The organism is Streptomyces sp. NBC_01294 (genome assembly GCF_035917235.1).
GTDB lineage: Bacteria > Actinomycetota > Actinomycetes > Streptomycetales > Streptomycetaceae > Streptomyces > Streptomyces caledonius.
Genome location: NZ_CP108423.1, coordinates 7,309,379 through 7,326,887, shown reverse-complemented (window position 1 = coordinate 7,326,887; position 17,509 = coordinate 7,309,379). Strand labels below are relative to the sequence as shown.

General features: G+C 72.6%; 15 protein-coding genes. 5 read left to right on the top strand and 10 right to left on the bottom strand.

The annotated features are described in order from the left end of the window. Positions 1-119 precede the first annotated feature (119 nt). Both OG534_RS33160 and OG534_RS33155 read right to left on the bottom strand, forming a co-directional pair. The gene (locus OG534_RS33160) at positions 120-1,064 is read right to left on the bottom strand and encodes a spherulation-specific family 4 protein (protein WP_326593012.1); all 945 of its coding nucleotides are present in this window, start codon (positions 1,062-1,064) and stop codon (positions 120-122) included. A 172-nt stretch (positions 1,065-1,236) separates the two neighbouring features. Then, positions 1,237-1,935, bottom strand: a complete 699-nt coding sequence (locus OG534_RS33155) for a TetR/AcrR family transcriptional regulator (protein WP_326593011.1) — start codon at positions 1,933-1,935, stop codon at positions 1,237-1,239. A 158-nt stretch (positions 1,936-2,093) separates the two neighbouring features. On the opposite strand from OG534_RS33155, the gene OG534_RS33150 reads away from it, so the two are divergent. Beyond that, positions 2,094-2,552 carry a nitroreductase/quinone reductase family protein gene (locus OG534_RS33150; RefSeq protein ID WP_326593009.1) on the top strand — a complete coding sequence of 153 codons (459 nt, stop codon included), beginning with the start codon at positions 2,094-2,096 and terminating at the stop codon, positions 2,550-2,552. A gap of 250 nt (positions 2,553-2,802) precedes the next feature. Here the strand turns inward: OG534_RS33150 and OG534_RS33145 are convergent, their stop codons facing one another. Continuing rightward, positions 2,803-4,002 carry a geranylgeranyl reductase family protein gene (locus OG534_RS33145; RefSeq protein ID WP_326593989.1) on the bottom strand — a complete coding sequence of 400 codons (1,200 nt, stop codon included), beginning with the start codon at positions 4,000-4,002 and terminating at the stop codon, positions 2,803-2,805. Positions 4,003-4,522: 520 nt separating this feature from the next. Between OG534_RS33145 and OG534_RS33140 the strand changes: the two genes are divergently transcribed. Beyond that, on the top strand, positions 4,523-5,887 hold the full coding sequence (locus OG534_RS33140; protein WP_326593007.1) for a dipeptidase: 1,365 nt from the start codon (positions 4,523-4,525) through the stop codon (positions 5,885-5,887). A 166-nt stretch (positions 5,888-6,053) separates the two neighbouring features. Continuing rightward, a complete protein-coding gene (locus OG534_RS33135; protein ID WP_326593005.1) occupies positions 6,054-6,749 on the top strand; it encodes an MBL fold metallo-hydrolase in 696 nt (231 codons plus the stop codon). A 306-nt stretch (positions 6,750-7,055) separates the two neighbouring features. On the opposite strand, the gene OG534_RS33130 is transcribed toward OG534_RS33135, so the two are convergent. Continuing rightward, on the bottom strand, positions 7,056-8,093 hold the full coding sequence (locus tag OG534_RS33130) for an NUDIX hydrolase (RefSeq protein ID WP_326593004.1): 1,038 nt from the start codon (positions 8,091-8,093) through the stop codon (positions 7,056-7,058). A 189-nt stretch (positions 8,094-8,282) separates the two neighbouring features. On the opposite strand from OG534_RS33130, the gene OG534_RS33125 reads away from it, so the two are divergent. Then, complete coding sequence (locus OG534_RS33125) at positions 8,283-9,269, top strand: LacI family DNA-binding transcriptional regulator (protein WP_326593988.1); 987 nt, start codon at positions 8,283-8,285, stop codon at positions 9,267-9,269. Between the two features lie 64 nt (positions 9,270-9,333). Here OG534_RS33125 and OG534_RS33120 read toward each other — a convergent pair whose 3' ends face one another. Continuing rightward, a complete protein-coding gene (locus OG534_RS33120) occupies positions 9,334-9,528 on the bottom strand; it encodes a hypothetical protein (RefSeq protein ID WP_326593003.1) in 195 nt (64 codons plus the stop codon). Positions 9,529-9,670: 142 nt separating this feature from the next. Then, positions 9,671-10,755 (bottom strand): IS630 family transposase gene (locus tag OG534_RS38780; RefSeq protein ID WP_442807010.1). Its coding sequence is split into 2 segments (ribosomal slippage): positions 9,671-10,230 and positions 10,230-10,755, totalling 1,086 coding nucleotides; the frame shifts between segments, so codons are not numbered across the junction. Between the two features lie 78 nt (positions 10,756-10,833). Here OG534_RS38780 and OG534_RS33105 point away from each other — a divergent pair. Continuing rightward, positions 10,834-13,098, top strand: coding sequence for a WD40 repeat domain-containing protein (locus OG534_RS33105; RefSeq protein WP_326593001.1), 2,265 nt, complete (start codon positions 10,834-10,836; stop codon positions 13,096-13,098). A gap of 51 nt (positions 13,099-13,149) precedes the next feature. Here the strand turns inward: OG534_RS33105 and OG534_RS33100 are convergent, their stop codons facing one another. The 4 genes from OG534_RS33100 to OG534_RS33085 all read right to left on the bottom strand — a co-directional run bounded on the left by OG534_RS33100 (position 13,150) and on the right by OG534_RS33085 (position 17,176). After that, a complete protein-coding gene (locus tag OG534_RS33100; protein WP_326592999.1) occupies positions 13,150-14,448 on the bottom strand; it encodes a DUF6986 family protein in 1,299 nt (432 codons plus the stop codon). 174 nt (positions 14,449-14,622) lie between these two features. Further along, on the bottom strand, positions 14,623-15,585 hold the full coding sequence (locus tag OG534_RS33095; RefSeq protein WP_326592998.1) for an electron transfer flavoprotein subunit alpha/FixB family protein: 963 nt from the start codon (positions 15,583-15,585) through the stop codon (positions 14,623-14,625). A gap of 59 nt (positions 15,586-15,644) precedes the next feature. After that, the gene (locus OG534_RS33090; protein ID WP_326592997.1) at positions 15,645-16,430 is read right to left on the bottom strand and encodes an electron transfer flavoprotein subunit beta/FixA family protein; all 786 of its coding nucleotides are present in this window, start codon (positions 16,428-16,430) and stop codon (positions 15,645-15,647) included. 200 nt (positions 16,431-16,630) lie between these two features. Next, entirely contained in the window at positions 16,631-17,176 is a 546-nt protein-coding gene (locus tag OG534_RS33085) for a flavin reductase family protein (RefSeq protein ID WP_326592995.1), read from the bottom strand. Positions 17,177-17,509: the final 333 nt, after the last annotated feature.

Genomic DNA, 17,509 nt, shown 5'->3' with positions numbered 1-17,509 from the left:
AGGACCGCGGACAGGGGGCGGTGGCCTCGTAGCGGACGGCGAGCCGCCGAGCCGCCAAGCCGCCAAGCCGCCAAGCCGCCCATCATCACAGATCTTGATCCACTTTCTGCGGACGGACCCTAGCCGAGGGTGGCCGCGTAGGTCGTCTGCGCGCGGAATTTCCAGGTCGGGCCCGCGTTCCAGGGGTTGGGCATGACCGTGCTGGTCGCGTACGCGTAGCCCGCTCCGCGGGCGAAGGCCGTGCGGAGGGTGGCGCGCATCGCGTCGGCGTCCGGGACGTCGTGGACCAGGTGCCAGAACGCCGTGGCGCTCGGGTCGAGTTCGGTGCCGGCACGGTAGCCGGACCGGTGGTCGAAGACGTTGCCGCCGAGCCAGCCGGCGCCGGTGTACGCGGCGTACGTGTCCTCGTACGTGACGAAGATGTCCGCGGTCCGGCGGCCCGGCTCCAGGTAGCAGTCGGCTATGGCGGTGCCGGGGTTGTTGACGACGAGGTCGGGGGCGGCCGGGTCCGCGGCGTTCATGGCGTCCTGGACGTAGCGGCGCAGTTCCGCGTAGTGGTCGCGGGTGGCGTTGGCCGGGCCGCAGTCGCGGCTGACGACGTCGAAGAAGATGCCGTCGACGTGCAGGCGGCCGTCGGGGGTCTTGAGGTAGTTGTCGACGGAGGCCTTGACGGCGGCGATGTCGCGGTTGCCGTGGTCGGTGTGGACGTACCCGAGCACTTTGGTCTTCTCGCCGGTGGAGGTGGTACGGGCGCGCAGCGCGTCGGCGCGGGCCCGCCAGGGGCCGTTGAACGGGGAGTCGCCGTTGCCCGGGTTCAGTACGACCACCGAGGCGGCCGGGCCGGTGGCGGTGAGGTCGGTCAGCATGGCGTCGTTCGCCCAGACATACGCGGGGACGCCGATCTCCAGGCCCCGTACGCCGGGCATCCGGGGCTTGGGGGCCGGGGTGGGGGGCGGGGCGGCGGCCGGGGGCGCGTCGCGGGCCGACGCGGTGAGGGCCGGCGCCGGAGCCGCCAGTAAGAGCGTGGCCAGGACGGCGAGCAGGGCCTTCACGGCGCGGGGCATGAACGTTTCCTCCGGCGGCTGCAGGGGGGCGACCCGAGGAACACTAGACGGGCGGCCCATCGTTCAAGGCTGAACCGCCCGCATTGGTGTGAGGAACAGACGAGCGAGTCATCACCTCATGATGTGAACTCCGGGAGGAAAACCGGCCGCCCTTGCCTTGCCCGCGCCTGCGTCATACGACGGGCAGCCCGACCCCGTGCGCCAGCTGGTCGGCGGCGTGCGCGAAGAAGGCGGCGCGGTCCTCGACGACCCGGTTGAACTGGCCGAACAGCTCGAAGGAGACCAGACCGACCAACTGCGCCCAGGCGGCGACCAGCGCGGCCGTGACCGCCGGGGGCAGGCCCTCGGCGAAGTCCGCGGTCATCCGGTCGGCCTCGGGGCGCAGCTCGGCCGGCAGCGGGGGGAGGGCGAGGCCGCGCCCTTCGTACGCGGTGCGCAGGATGCCGATGAAGGTGTTGCCGACCCTGCTGGCCGGGCCGATGGTGTCCATGGGGGCGCTGTAGCCGGGGACCGGGGAACCGTAGATGAGCGCGTACTCGTGCGGGTGCTCCAGCGCCCAGGTACGGACGGCCTCGCAGACCGCGACCCAGCGGGCGCGGGGCGCGGCCCGGGCGGCGAGGGCGCCGGCGTCGGCCTCCTCGGCGGCGGCGCCGACGCTGTCGTACGCGTCGACGATGAGCGCCGTGAGCAGCTCGTCGCGGCTCGGGAAGTATCGGTAGAGGGCGGAGGAGACCATGCCCAGCTCGCGGGCGACGGCGCGCAGGGACAGTTTTGCGGCTCCCTCGGCCGCGAGCCTGCGGCGCGCCTCGTCCTTGATGGCGGCGGTGACCTCGATGCGGGCCCGTTCCCTGGCCCCTCGCACGGTGTTCATGCGGATCAGTGTGCCACGCATGTGGAGCACTGCCCATAAAACAGAGCTGCGATCCATTTCGAGAGCACCGCTCTTGCCTTGGCGCACCGATCCGTGCACACTGATCTCAAGCGAGAGCAGTGCTCTCGCAAGGGTATGAATCGGCCCCGGAGGTCACCATGAGCACGCCCACCCCGCACTACGTCCCGGCCGGCCCCTTCGCCACGCGCTTCAACGCGCTCTTCGGCAAGCTGGCCCGCTTCGGCATCAGCCTGGCCGGCAGCGCCGAGCTCTCGGTCCGTGGCCGCAAGTCCGGCGAGATGCAGCGGATCCCGGTCAACCCGCACACGTACGAGGGCGCCCAGTACCTGGTCTCGGCCCGCGGGCACTCCCAGTGGGTCCGCAACATGCGGGTCGCGGGCGGCGGCGAGCTGCGGGTGGGGCGCAAGGTGCGTACGTTCACCGCCACGGAGGTCACCGATCCGGTCCAGAAGGCGGCCCTCCTGCGCACCTACCTGGAGAAGTGGGGCTGGGAGGTCAACCGGTTCTTCCAGGGGGTCACCGCGAAGTCCTCCGAAGCAGAGCTCCGGGCAGCCTCCGGCGACCACCCGGTCTTCCGCATCACGGTGTCGAACTGACCCGCGGGCCGGCCAACCCGCGGACCCCCGGCCGGCGGCCGGCGGCCGCCCAGAACGCCCCGACCACTCGGCTGATCTGCCGGGCAGCCGGGCAGCCGGGCAGCCGGGCAGCCTGTGGGCCTTCCGGTCCGGGGGCTCCAGCGCCCCCGCGGGCACGGGCAGCGCCGCCGCGGGGACGAGGTGGCTGAGCGCCGCCCGCGATGACGGCCGCCCCACCCCTGCCCTGCCCCCGCGCCCGCGGCGCGCCTCCCTAGCCCTGGCCGCCGCTCCGTGCCGCCGCCTGCCGGGCGTCCAGTACGTGCAGGGCCTTGCGGGCCAGCGGGTACGTACGGACCAGATCGGCCAGCGTCGTCGCGCCGCGCGTGATGCGGGCGAAGGCCCGCCACGCCGGACGGAAGCCGGTGATCACCGCGTGCAGCAGCCCCGGCCGGGCCTCGAAGAGGGCCAGCATCCGCTTCCCGACCCCCATCTCCACACCCAGCCCGGCCTTGACGGCGAAGGCGTAGTTGAGGGCCTGGCGGCGCGCGTCCACCGCGTCCTGCGCCTCGGAGATCTTCACCGCCCACTCCCCCGCGAGGCGTCCCGAGCGCAGTGCGAAGGAGATTCCCTCCCGGGTCCACGGCTCCAGCAGTCCGGCCGCGTCGCCCGCGACCAGCACCCGGCCGCGCGAGAGCGGCGAGTCGGGCTTGCGGCAGCGGGTCAGGTGCCCGGAGGAGACGGCCGGTTCGAAGCCGGCGAGCCCGAGCCGGGCGATGAAGTCGTCCAGGTAGCGCTTGGTCGCGGCGCCCTCGCCCTTGGCCGAGATGACCCCGACGGTGAGCGTGTCGCCCTTGGGGAAGACCCAGCCGTAACTGCCGGGCAGCGGGCCCCAGTCGATGAGCACCCGCCCCTTCCAGTCCTCCGCGACCGTCTCGGGAACGGGGATCTCCGCCTCCAGGCCGAGGTCCACCTGGTCCATCTCGACGCCGACGTGCGCGCCGATCCGGCTCGCGCTGCCGTCCGCGCCGACCACCGCGCGGGCCAGCACGGTCTCCCCGTCGGCGAGCACCACGGCGACGGTGCGCCGGTCGGGCACGGCCGCCCCGTGCTGTTCGACCCGGGTCACGGCGGTGCCCGTACGGACGGTGGCGCCGGCCTTCTCGGCCTCGGCGACCAGTCCGGCGTCGAACTCCGGCCGGTTGATGAGCCCGAAGAGCATCTGCTTCGAGCGCCGGGTGCGGGTCAGCTTCCCGTCCATCGAGAAGGTGACCGCGTGGATGCGGTCCTTCAAGGGCAGTACGAAGCCCGGGGGCAGGGCGTCGCGCGAAGGGCCGATGATGCCGCCACCACAGGTCTTGTAGCGGGGCAGTTCGGACTTCTCCAGCAGCAGGACCCGCCGCCCGGCCGCCGCCGCCGCGTACGCGGCCGAGGATCCGGCCGGTCCGGCTCCGACCACGACCACGTCCCACACCTCACCGGTCGCACCGGTCTCAGCGGGCTCCACGGCCTCATCGGTCTCACCGACCTCATCGGTCTCACCGCCTTCTCCGGCTTCCCCGGTCACACCAGCTTCCGCGGCCTCCCCGGCTTCTCCGGCCTCCCCAGTCACACCGGTTTTCCCGGTCTCACCGGCCGTCACCGTCTCACCGGCCGCCTCGTCGCCCCCGCCCCGCGCGGCCCGCTCCGCGCCCCTGCCCATGCCGACGCCCGCCTCTGCGCCCACGCCTGCGTCTCCGTCTGCGCCCACGCCTGCGTCTGCACTTGCACCTGCGTCTGCACCTGCGTCGCGTACGTCGTCGTCGCTGCTCACGATGTGTTGCTGCTCCTGATCACCCGGTTGCTCCGATGCCGGTGAAATCCTACGGCGAGACGCCGCCTCACCCTGCTGTGCGAGGATCGGGACTGTCTTTCGCCGTACCCGGCATACGCATACCCCGCGGATGCGGGCGGCGTACACGGAGAACAACGTCGCACCCAAAAGGAGCGTGCCCATGCCCCAGAATCCGATCGCCGAGACCGTCGCCTCGCTGATGCCCCGCGCCAAGCAGGAGCTGACCGAGTTGGTGGCCTTCCAGTCGGTGGCGGACTGGGCTCAGTTCCCGCAGAGCGAGAGCCAGGCCGCCGCGAACTGGGTGGCCGACGCCCTGCGCGTCGAGGGCTTCCAGGACGTGGCGCTGCTCGACACCCCCGACGGCACCCAGTCCGTCTACGGCTTCCTGCCCGGCCCCGAGGGCGCGCCGACCGTACTGCTCTACGCGCACTACGACGTCCAGCCGCCCCTGGACGACGCCGCCTGGATCTCCCCCGCCTTCGAGCTGACCGAGCGCCACGGCCGCTGGTACGGGCGCGGCGCGGCCGACTGCAAGGGCGGGTTCATCATGCACCTGCTGGCGCTGCGCGCCCTCAAGGCCAACGGCGGTGTGCCGGTGAGCGTGAAGGTGATCGTCGAGGGGTCCGAGGAGCAGGGCACCGGCGGCCTGCAGCAGTACGCCGAGGCGCACCCGGAGCTGCTGACCGCCGACACCATCGTCATCGGCGACGCGGGCAACTTCCGCCTCGGCCTGCCGACGGTGACGGCCACGCTCCGCGGCATGTGCCTGATCAAGGTGAAGATCGACACGCTGGGCGGCAACCTGCACTCCGGCATGTTCGGCGGGGCTGCCCCCGACGCGCTGGCCGCGCTGATCCGGGTGCTCGACTCGCTGCGCGCCGCGGACGGTTCGACGACCGTGGACGGGCTCGCCTCGGACGCGGTGTGGGACGGCCTGCAGTACTCGGATGCGGACTTCCGCGCCGACGCGAAGGTCCTGGACGGGGTCGAGCTGATCGGCGACGGCACGATCGCGGACCGGCTGTGGGCCCGGCCTGCCGTGACGGTCCTCGGCATCGACTGCCCGCCGGTGGTCGGCGCGACGCCGTCGGTGCACGCGAGCGCCGGCGCTCTGATCAGCCTGCGGGTGCCGCCGGGCGTGGACACCGCCGAGGCCATCAAGCTGCTGCAGGCCCACCTGGAGGCGCACACCCCGTGGAAGGCGCGCCTCGAACTCGAGGTGGTCGGCCAGGGCCAGCCGTTCCAGGCGGACACCGACAGCCCCGCGTACGCGTCGATGCGGGCGGCGCTGGAGGCCGCGTACCCCGGCCAGGAGATGCAGATCAGCGGCATGGGCGGCTCGATCCCGCTGTGCAACACGCTGACGTCCCTCTACCCGGACGCGGAGATGCTCCTGATCGGGCTGAGCGAGCCCGAGGCGCAGATCCACGCGGTCAACGAGAGCGTGTCGCCCGAGGAGCTGGAGCGCCTGTCGGTGGCGGAGGCCCTCTTCCTCGTCAACTACGCGGAGTCCCGGCGCGGCTGACGCGGGTCCGGGGCTCGGCCGGAGGGCGAGCCCCCCGTGGCGGCCGCGACCGCCACCGCCTCGATCCGCGCGTGTGTGTACGCCCAGGGCGCACTGCGCCCTGGGCGTACTGCGCTCCCGGCGAAGTCGCGTGCGCGGGCCGGTGGGCCGTGCGTACGTTCGCCGTATGGATCTTGTAGAAGTGCTTCCGGACCGGCTCCACATGCTCCGCTTCCCCATCGGCCAGGCCTACCTCTGGCAGGACGGCGAGGCCCTCACAATGATCGACGCCGGCAACGTCGGGTCCGCCGCCGAGATCGAGGAGGCGATGCGTTCCCTCGGGCTGCTGCCCGAACGGCTGGAGCGGATCGTCCTCACGCACTGCCACCGCGACCACGTCGGCGCGGCGGGTGAGCTCGCCGCGCGCTGGGGTGCGCAGGTGCTGGCGCACCGGCTGGACGCGCCGGTGATCCGGGGCGAGCGGCCCGTTCCCGAACCGGTGCTGCTGGACTGGGAGATACCGCTGTACGCGCACGGCCTGACCGTCCCCGAGGCTCCGCCCACCCGCGTCGACCGGGAGCTGGAGGACGGGGACGCGCTGGGCTTCGGGGACGGGGCGTACGTGGTGCACGCCCCGGGCCACACGGACGGCAGCATCGGGGTCCACCTCCCCGGCCACGGCGTGCTGTTCGCGGGCGACTGCGTCGCCTCCGTCGGTCCGCTGATGCTGGGCGTCTTCAACGTGGACCGCGGCCGGGCGATCGACTCCTTCCACCGCCTGGCGGCGCTCGCCCCTTCGATCGCCTGTTTCGGCCACGGCGATCCCCTGACGGTGGGCACGGCGGCCGCGCTGACCAAGGCCGCGGCCGAGACGCCTTCCTGACGGCCGGTCCGTCGCTCCGGATCCGCCGGGGGTGGAAGCAGTGCCCGGGCGCCTGCCGCGGGGCCCTCGCTGTCGCGACCCTTCGACTCACCCCTCGAACAAAAGGCCGGGGTCACCCGCGGGCGCCCGCACACAAGCGCGCGTAGGCATCCACAAGCGAGCGCCCACGCAGGCACCCACGCACGAACGCCCGCCCAGGCGCCCACGGGGTCATCCACGCGCGAACGCCCGCGCACGTGTCCTCGCGGGCGTCCACGCGCAAGCGCCCACGCACGCGTCCACACGCGGGCGCCGCTCCGGCCCGGCTCAGCCGACCGGGGCGCCCGCCTCCAGGTACAGCGGGCGGCCGCGTTCGCGGGCGCGCAGGGCCCCGCGCAGGCGTTCGTGACGGTGCTGCGGGAGGAGACCGGCGGCCTCGGCCTCCGTGACGAAGCGCCAGGCCCGCAGTTCCGGGCCCGGCAGCCGGAGCCGGGCCGCCGCCTCCTCCGACAGGCGGCCCCCGTCGAAGAGCAGGCGCAGCCCCCCGTACCCGGGCGGCTGCGGGGGCTCCCAGTCGACCACCAGCAGGCCGGGCGCCCGGTCCAGTACGAGGCCCAGTTCCTCCGCGACCTCCCGTACGCCCGCGCACGCCGGCGCCTCGCCCGCCTCGACGACCCCGCCCGGGAACTCCCAGCCCGCCTTGTACGTCGGATCCACCAGCAGCACCCGGTCCTGTTCGTCGAAGAGCAGTACGCCGGCCGCCACCGTCTCCCGCGTGGGCTCCGGGGTCTGCACGATGTCGCAGACCCGGGCCGTCTCCGAGCGGACGGCTTCGGCGATCCGCTCCGCCGTCTCCCGCGGGGTCAGGTTCCCGTTGTCGATGACGTGTGCGTCGCCCGTGAGCCAGCCGAGGGCCTGCTGGTAGACCGGGATGTGGTCGTACGCCCACTGGCGCACCCGGAGGTCCACCTCCGCGGGCTCCCCCGGCTCCTGCCGCGTGGCGATCCACTCCCGAAGGATCGTTTCCGCAGGAGCGAGCAGCACGTGGCGCACCGGTATCCGCCGCGCCGCCAGCCCGCCGAAGATCTCGTCCCGGTACTCCTGGCGCAGCAGCGTCATCGGTACGACGAGCACGCCGCCCAGTTCGGCGAGCAGCGCCGCCGCGGTGTCCACGACCAGACGCCGCCAACTCGGCAGGTCCTGGTAGTCGGTGACCTCCGCGAGCCGTTTGGGCGGCAGCAGCACCCGCAGCGCGTCGCCGATGAACTCCGGGTCGAACAGGGTGCTGTCCGGCAGGATTCCGGCCAGTTCGCGGGCCGTGCTGGTCTTTCCGGCGCTGAAGGTGCCGTTGATCCAGACAATCACGTCTACCCCTCTCCCCATGGCTCGTCCGGAGCCCCCAGTGCCTTGCCCGTACCACCCTGCCACGGAAACCTCACTCTCGGCCGAGTGCTTATCCTCAAGGTCACAGCCCTGCCCGAGAGCTCCGGAGGATTCACCACCGTGCCCCACAACCGCCGCCCGTCCGAGCCCCGCTACGGAAACCGGCCGACCATGAAGGACGTGGCGTCCCAGGCGGGCGTCGGCCTGAAGACGGTGTCGCGGGTGGTCAACGGCGAGCCCGGCGTCTCCCTCGAGACCGAGAAGCGGGTGCAGGAGGCGATCGACGCCCTGGGCTTCCGCCGCAACGACAGCGCGCGCGTCCTGCGCAAGGGCCGGACCGCCACCGTGGGCCTGGTCCTGGAGGATCTCGCCGACCCCTTCTACGGTCCGCTGAACCGGGCGGTGGAGGAGGTGGCCCGCGCGCACGGGGCGCTGCTCATCAACGGCTCCAGCGCCGAGGACCCGGACCGGGAACGGGAGTTGGCGCTCGCGCTGTGCGCCCGCCGGGTGGACGGCCTGATCGTGATCCCGGCCGGGGACGACCACCGCTACCTGGAGCCGGAGATCCGGGCCGGCGTGGCCACGGTGTTCGTGGACCGCCCGGCCGGGCGGATCGACGCGGACGTGGTGCTGTCGGACAACTTCGGCGGCGCCCTGAACGGCGTCGCCCACCTGATCGCGGGCGGCCACCGCCGGATCGGTTTCCTCGGCGACCACCCCCGCATCCACACGGCGACGGAGCGCCTGCGCGGCTACCGCGCGGCCATGGCGGACGCGGGCCTTCCGGTGGCCGGATCCTGGGTATCCCTCGGCTCGACGGAACCCGACCGGGTCGCGGCGGCGACGAGGGCGATGCTGGAGGGACCGGAGGCGGTGACCGCCGTCTTCGCGGGCAACAACCGCGTGACGGTCACGGTGGTTCGGGTCCTCGCCGGCCTGGAGCGGCCGGTGGCCCTGGTCGGCTTCGACGACTTCGAACTGGCCGACCTGCTCCGCCCCGGCGTCACGGTGGTTGCCCAGGACCCGGCGACACTGGGCCGGGTGGCCACGGACCGCCTCTTCCAGCGCCTGGCGGGAGCGGCGCTCCCCACGTCGCGCATCGAACTCCCGACCCATCTGATCGCCCGCGGCTCGGGCGAACTCCCGCCCGCCGCCTGACCCTCACCCGATCAACCCGCCCCGCCGCCTGCCCCTCCTCGGAACCCTCCCCGCCGCCTCACCCTCACCGGATCAGCCCGCGCGCCGCGGGTACGACCGCGCCTGCGGCGGTCAGGCCGGCGAGCAGGGCGAGCGCGGGCCGCACCCCGCCGAAGAGGCTCAGTCCGCCGACGACGAGACCGGCGAACAGGGCGAGCAGCAGGACGACGGCCGTGTGCAGGGTCAGGAAGGGCGGATCGCCGCCCGGACGTGTGGTCATGCCCTGATTGCAGCGCCGGCCGGGGTGGTGCGGGGCATCCGCCGGACGAACCCGGATCGCTCCCGGACGCCACCGGACCGCGCCGGGCACCGGCGGCGTTCCACCCCGTTCGGGATCGTCCGGCGGCGCGGCGTTCCCGCATCTACTGACCTTGTAGTCGTGGTGTCGTCAGGGTGAGTCCGGTGCCGGTGAGACATCCGTCGATGATGTCGCTGCGGTATTGGATCTGGCGTAGGCCGTGTCGTAGCCGGCGCATGAGGTGGTCGGGGTCGGTGAAGACGGTGTTCGCCTGGCTGGTCCTGCGGAGGATGGACCATATGCCTTCGACAGGGTTGAGGTCGGGTGCGTAGGGCGGCAGATGGTAGGCGGTGATCCAGTCGTGCTCCTCGATGAAGGCCCGCATGCGGCGGTCTTTGTGGACGTTGAGGTTGTCCCATACGAGGACGATCGGTCCGCCGAGCTGCTGGTGGGCGGCGATGAGAAGGTCGCGGTACTCGGTCCAGGCAAAGCTCTTGCGGCCTCCGCTCTTGTGATCGGTATGCCGTTTGGGCCGGTAGACGAGGCGGGAGCGTTCGCCGGGTTTGTAGCAGCACAGGGCTGCGATGGAGAAGCGACGCTGGGATCGTCCACGGACCCGGATGACCGGTGTGGTTCCGCGTCGGGCCCAGGTGCGGGAGGTCGGCGGCGTCATCGAGAATCCGGCTTCGTCTTCGAAGACGATCCAGGCCCCGAGCGCCGCCGCGGTGGTTCCACGTGCGACCACACGTCCTTCACCCAGCCGGCCACCGCCGGCTCGTCACGCTCGACGGCCCGACGAGCCGGAACCTGATGGCTCCAGCCGTGCCTCCGCAGCATCTGCGAGATACCCGAAAGCGTCATGGACTTGTGGAACCGCCAGCCGATCAACGTCTTGATTCTGGCCAGCGTCCATCTCTGATCAGACCAGCCATGCGCGACCGGACCCTTCGCCAGCTCCTCCTCGAGCACGGCGAACAACGCGTCACTCAGCTTCGGCCGGGACGCCGGGCCTTGAGAACGGACCCCGCTCTGGCCGGCCTCGAGCCAAGCACGACGCCACCGCTGAACCGATCGCACGCTGACCCGTAACTCCTTCGCGACCTCCGTACTGCCCCGCCCATCGGCGAACATCGCGACCGCTTCCATCCGGACCCGCTCACGGAACGCTTGCCTCTCCGCGGTCAGACCCCCACCCTGCGGATACCTCATACACCCGGCATACCGCGACGATCACCAACCGTCAGCACCTACGACAAGACAACTTCAAGGTCAGTAACCTGTGCGGTGATGAACAGCGTGCCTGCATTCAGCGAAGAACTCGCGGCGTTCGCGGCGGACTTGCGCAAGCTGCGACTCGACCGCGGCAACCGGTCCTACCGCGATCTGGCCGCGCGGGCGGCCAAGTCCCCGACGGGCATCCGGCTTCCGGTGTCCACCCAGAGCGACGCGTTCCGCGGGGAGCGGCTGCCGGGTCTGGACCGGCTCATGGGGCTCGTACGGATCCTGCACTCCTACGACGAGTTCGGACGGGAGCGACCCATCCCACCCCACAACTCCCCCGAGCTGGAGCCCTGGCGCCGCCGCTGGCGCGCACTGGCGGCCCGGGACCCCGGCACGTCACGGCGCGAGACCCTGCCGCCCCCGGCCGCCCCGGCAACCGCCGCACCAACGCCACCGCCCCCGGTCACCGCACGGGTACCGGCGCCGGACCCCTCGGCGACCGGCGACGCGGAGTTCACGATCACCCACCGGCTCGTCGGCCACACGCGCCTGGTGTGGCGGCTCGCCTTCTCTCCCGACGGCCGCACGCTGGCGTCCGCCGGCAACGACGGAGCGGTACGGCTGTGGAGCACCGCCGACGGCCGGTCCGACGGCGTACTGCTGAGCGGCGGGGAGAGCGCGGCCGTGCTCCAGGTGGGCTTCTCCCCGCGCGGGGACGGTGTGGCCGCCCTCAGCGACGACGGTGGCGCGCACCTGTGGGACACCCGCACACTCGCGCCCGTCCTGCTTCCCGGCGGGTACCGCCGCCTGACCGGAGGCCTGGGCTTCGCCGCCGACGGGCACCTGCTCGGCACGGCCGTGGAGGAAGGCGGCTGCCGGGTCGTGGACCTCGACACCGACACGCAGCGGGGTCCCGCCCACGCCCACTACAGCAGGCGGGCGGACGCACTCGCCTTCTCTGCGGACGGCCGCCTGCTGGTGGTCGCCAACGGTTCCGACGACGTCCGGCAGTGGGACACGGCCACCGGCCGTCCCGTCGGGGCGGCCCTGACCGGTCACTCCGACAACGTCGAAGCGCTCGCGTACTCCCCCGACGGCCGCCTGCTGGCCACCGGCAGCCACGACACCACGGCCCGGCTCTGGGACACCGCCACCGGGCGGCCGGCCGGTCCGCCACTGGCCGGGCACGACAACGCGGTGAACGCGGTGGCCTTCTCTCCGGACGGCGCGCTGCTCGCGACGGCGAGCGGGGACCGGACCGTCCGGTTGTGGGACACGGCCACCGGTCGCCCGGTGGGACAGCCCCTGGCCGGACACCACCTTGCCGTCAACGCCGTCGCCTTCTCCCCGGACGGCGTGCTGCTCGCGACCGCGGGCGACGACAAGACCGTCCTGCTGCACCGGCGGCGCCCCGTCCCCGAGCGCCCCGTCTCGCCGGGCGCGGCCGCCCTGGCGGCGGCCCTGCGCGAGCACCGCGTGCTCGCCCTGCCGTCCCGTGCGGGGACCGGTCTTCCGCTGGACGACGTGCGCTTCTCGCCCGACGGACGGCGGATCCTCGCCCTCGCGGGCCCTGCCGGGCTCGCCGTCTGGGACCCGGCCGAGCAGGGGCCCGCCCGCGCCCTGGACGTTCCGTCCCGCATGCCGCTCTGGGGGGTGGACTTCCCCGAGGACCGGGATCCGGTCGTCTGGGCCTCGCACGGGCTGGCCCCGCCGACCGGCGGCCCCGCGGGAACCGTCCGGCAGTCGCTGGTCGACCACATGTCCTACTCCGCGGACGGCCGGCTCGTGGCGGTGACCGACCGCCGCGGGCAGGTGACCGTCCACGACAGCCGTGGCTTCGCGCCCCGCGGCGGGCCCCTGGACGCCGGTGATCCCGAGGCGGGGACCGGCGTACGGTTCTCGCCGGACGGACGGCTGCTGGCGCTCCTCGGCAAGGAGCTGCTCGTCTGGGACACCGAACGGGGTCGGCCCGCGAGCAGGTGGAGGGCGGTCCGGTGTTTCGCGTTCAGTGCGGACGGCCGGGTGCTGGCCGTGGTCGGCGCCGACGGCGGACCGGTCGGCCTGTGCGATCCGAGGTCCGGTGATCCGTTGGCGGAGCCGCTCGGCCACCGGCGCCGGGACGTCGAGGACCTCGCGCTGTCGCCCGACGGCCGGCTGCTGGCCGTGGTGGACGGCGACGGCGCCCTGACGGTGTGGGACCTGGCCACCCGGCGGCGGCTGGCCGAGGTGACGGGGCGGATCGCCTCGGTGGCCTTCTCCCCCGACGGCACCCTGCTGGCGGGCGGCTGCGCGGACGCCACCCTGAGGCTGTGGCTGATCGGCGCTCCGTGACATGCCGCGGGGCCCGGCCGAGGACTCCCGGCCGGGCCCCGCGGAAGGGGGTCAGGCGGTCGCCGTCAGCGTCGCCGAGCGGCGCGGGATCGCAAAGGCGTCCAGCTCGGCGCGGGTCAGGCCGGTCAGGGCGGCGACCTCCTCGGCGCCCACCGCGCCGCAGTCGAGGCCGCGGACCAGGTAGCCGGCCAGGGCCTTGGCGGTGGCGGGCTCGTCCATGACGTCGCCCTCGATCTTGGCTACGTACGCCTTCAGGCGCGCGGCGGCGGCTTCGAGGCCCTCGCGGTAGAAGGTGAAGACGGCCGCGTAGCGGGTCGGCAGGTGCGCCGGGTGCATGTCCCAGCCCTGGTAGTAGGCGCGGGCCAGGGCGCGGCGGGTCAGGCCGTAGTGGAGCTTCCAGCCCTCGTGGACCTTCTCGGTGGTGCCGATCGGCAGCACGTTGGTGGAGCCGTCGGAGACGCGTACGCCGGTGCCGGCGGCCGCGACCTGCATGATCGCTTTCGCGTGGTCGGCAGCCGGGTGGTCGCTGGCCTGGTAGGCGGCGGAGACGCCGACGCAGGCGCTGTAGTCGAAGGTGCCGTAGTGCAGGCCGGTGGCGCGGCCCTTGGAGGCCTCGATCATCCGGGCGACGGTGGCGGTGCCGTCGGAGGCCAGGATGGACTGGCTGGTCTCGATCTGGATCTCGAAGCCGATCCGTCCCGGGCGCAGGCCGCGGGCCGTCTCGAAGGCCTCCAGCAGCTTGACGAAGGCGCTGACCTGCTCGGCGTAGGTGACCTTGGGCAGGGTGAGGACGAGGCCGTCGGGCAGGCCGCCGTGCTCCAGCAGGCCGGAGAGGAAGATGTCGGTGGTGCGGATGCCGCGGTCGCGGACGTTGGACTCCATGCACTTCATGCGGATGCCCATGTACGGGGCGTTGGTGCCGTTGGAGAAGGCCTCCGAGACAAGGCGGGCGGCGCGGGCCGCGGCCTGGTCCTCCTCCTCGTCGGAGCGGACGCCGAAGCCGTCCTCGAAGTCGACGCGGAGGTCCTCGATGGGCTCGCGCTGCAGCTTGGCGCGGACGCGGTCGTAGACCGGTACGGCCAGCTCGTCGGAGATGCCCAGTACCTTGGCGAAGGTGGCGGCGTCCGGGGCGTGCTCGTCGAGGGCGGCGAGGGCCTGGTCGCCCCAGGAGCGGATGGTGTCCGCGGCGAAGACGTCACCGGGTACGTAGACCGTGTGGATGGGCTGCCGGGTGCCTGGGTCGCCCGGGTAGTGGCGCGCGAGTTCCGCGTCCACCGGCGCGAGGGAGGCGCTGATGCCCTCGCTGACCGCGCCTGCGAGGCTCGTCGCCACCTTCTCCTGCTGACCCATCGTGCACTCTCCTCTTTTCCGCTTCACGGAAGCTTAGATCCGCATAGCAGAATTTAGCCACGGGGTTCCGCTCCGTCAATGGTCCCTCCGCCGTCCTGGACAAACGACTCGGGGCCGCGCGGTGACAATCACCACACGGCCCCTGAGAAGCGAAGCTACGGAGAGAAGCGCAGGTCAGCCCTTGCGCGCCTTGATCTCCTCGGTCAGCTGCGGGACGACCGCGAAGAGGTCGCCGACCACGCCGTAGTCGACGAGGTCGAAGATCGGGGCCTCGGCGTCCTTGTTGATGGCGACGATGGTCTTCGAGGTCTGCATGCCGGCCCGGTGCTGGATCGCGCCCGAGATGCCGGAGGCGATGTACAGCTGCGGGGAGACCGACTTGCCGGTCTGACCGACCTGGTTCGAGTGCGGGTACCAGCCGGCGTCGACCGCGGCACGCGAGGCGCCGACGGCCGCACCGAGGGAGTCCGCGAGGTCCTCGATGATGTGGAAGTTCTCGGCACCGTTGACACCACGGCCGCCGGAGACCACGATCGCGGCCTCGGTCAGCTCGGGGCGGCCGGTCGACTCGCGCGGGGTGCGGCCGGTGACCTTGGTGCCGGTGGCCAGGGCGCCGAAGGTGACGGCGAGCGCCTCGACGGTGCCGACGGCCGGAGCGGCCTCGACCGGGGCCGAGTTCGGCTTCACGGTGATGACGGGGGTGCCCTTGGAGACGCGGGACTTGGTGGTGAACGACGCGGCGAAGGCGGACTGCGTCGCGACCGGACCCTCGTCACCCGCCTCCAGGTCGATGGCGTCGGTGATGATGCCGGAGCCGATGCGGACGGCCAGGCGCGCGGCGATCTCCTTGCCCTCGGCGGAGGACGGGACGAGCACGGCGGCCGGGGAGACGGCGTCGTACGCGGCCTGGAGCGCGTCCACCTTCGGTACCACGAGGTACTCGGTGAACTCGGGGGCGTCGGCGGTGAGGACCTTGACCGCGCCGTGCTCGGCGAGCACCGCGGCGGTGGCGTCGGCGCCGGCACCCAGGGCGACGGCGACGGGCTCGCCGATGCGGCGGGCCAGCGTCAGCAGCTCGAGGGTGGGCTTGCGGACGGCGCCGTCCACGTGGTCGACGTAGACGAGAACTTCAGCCATGGGACTGCTCTCCTGCTATTGCGAAGTGTCTGGGGGCTATGGAAGGGCGGCGGAAGTTCTTAGATGAACTTCTGGCCGGCCAGGAACTCGGCCAGCTGCTTGCCGCCCTCGCCCTCGTCCTTGACGATCGTGCCGGCCGTGCGGGCCGGGCGCTGCGCCGCGGTGTCGACCGCGGTCCAGGAGCCTTCCAGACCGACCTCGTCGGCCTCGATCTCCAGCTCCTCCAGGTCCCAGGACTCCACCGGCTTCTTCTTGGCGGCCATGATGCCCTTGAAGGACGGGTAGCGGGCCTCGCCCGACTGGTCCGTCACCGAGACGAGCGCGGGGAGGGAGGCCTCCAGCTGCTCGCTCGCGGTGTCGCCGTCACGGCGGCCGGTCACGGTGCCGTCCTCGACCTTGACCTCGGAGAGCAGGGTGACCTGCGGGACGCCCAGGCGCTCGGCCAGGATCGCCGGCAGCACGCCCATGGTGCCGTCGGTCGACGCCATACCCGTGATGACCAGGTCGTAGCCGGCCTTCTCGATCGCCTTGGCGAGCACCAGCGAGGTGCCCATGACGTCGGAGCCGTGCAGGTCGTCGTCCTCGACGTGGATGGCCTTGTCGGCGCCCATCGACAGCGCCTTGCGCAGCGCGTCCTTGGCGTCCTCGGGGCCCACCGTCAGAACGGTGATCTCGGCATCGTCGGCCTCTTCGGCGATCTGCAGCGCCTGCTCGACGGCGTACTCGTCGAGCTCCGACAGCAGGCCGTCGACGTCGTCACGGTTGACGGTCAAGTCCTCGGTGAACTGCCGGTCGCCCGTGGCGTCGGGCACGTACTTCACACAGACAACGATCCTCAGGCTCACGCCGGCTCTCCTACCGCATCGTCTTTTCTGGTACCGCCTTATGCAGGCAGCATAGGCGCCTTGTCGGGCGGATCCCGGTCGGGGCGGCCCGCGCTCCGAAGGGAATGTTACTCGTCAGTACACCGTGGGTCCCGCCAAGTCGCAAGGTCGGTGAACTGTGATCTGCCCAACGCCCCGCGACCCACCCAAGCAGGGACGATTCAGTCGCGCAGTGCGTTGAAGCGCCCCTGGTGATAGAGCAGGGGACGGCCTTCCCCGGCCGGATCCCCGGCGACCGCCTCCGCGATGATCACACGATGTTCGCCGGCGGGCACGCGTGCCACCACCCGGCAGACCAGCCACGCCAGTACGCCGTCCAGCACGGGGACGCCGTGCGGGCCGACGTCCCAGCCGGTCGCCGGGCCGAACCGGTCGGCTCCGCTCCGGGCGAACAGGCCGGCCAGGTCCCGTTGGTGCTCGCCGAGTATGTGGACGCCGAGGTACTCGCTGTCGCGCACCGCGGGCCAGGTGGAGGCCCGGGTGCCGATCGTGAAGGACAGCAGCGGAGGGTCGGCGGAGACGGAGTTGAGCGAGGTCGCGGTGAAGCCCACCGGCCGGCCGCCGTCCTGAGCGGTGATCACGGCGACTCCGGCGGCGTGCTGCCGGAAGACGGAACGCAGGAGGTCGGGCGAGCCGGGGTGGCCGGCGAAGACGCCGGAACGGGGGGAAGCAGCCGTCGGGACCGTGGGGACCGTCGGAGCACTCATCAGGGTTCTGCCTTCTGCCGCGGGACACGCGGGCACAGTCGGGGATCAGGGGGCGGGGCGTTCAGTGATCCCGACAGCGCGCGCTCGCGTGGCGGACCAGGTCCACGTGGGCCCGTCCGTAGAGCAGGAGTTCATACCGCATACCGCCAGCCTGGCGATCTCCCGTGGACCCAGTCAAGCGAGATCGGGCAGATGTCAGGCGCGTCACGCTGCGTGCGGGCGCACGCACCGGCGCGTCCGGCGCCCCTGGACGGGTCCGGTCGCCGGCCGCGCCGCTCCCGTACCGTCCACGCCACTCATGCCGCTCCTACTGCACATTCCGCTCGTACCGCT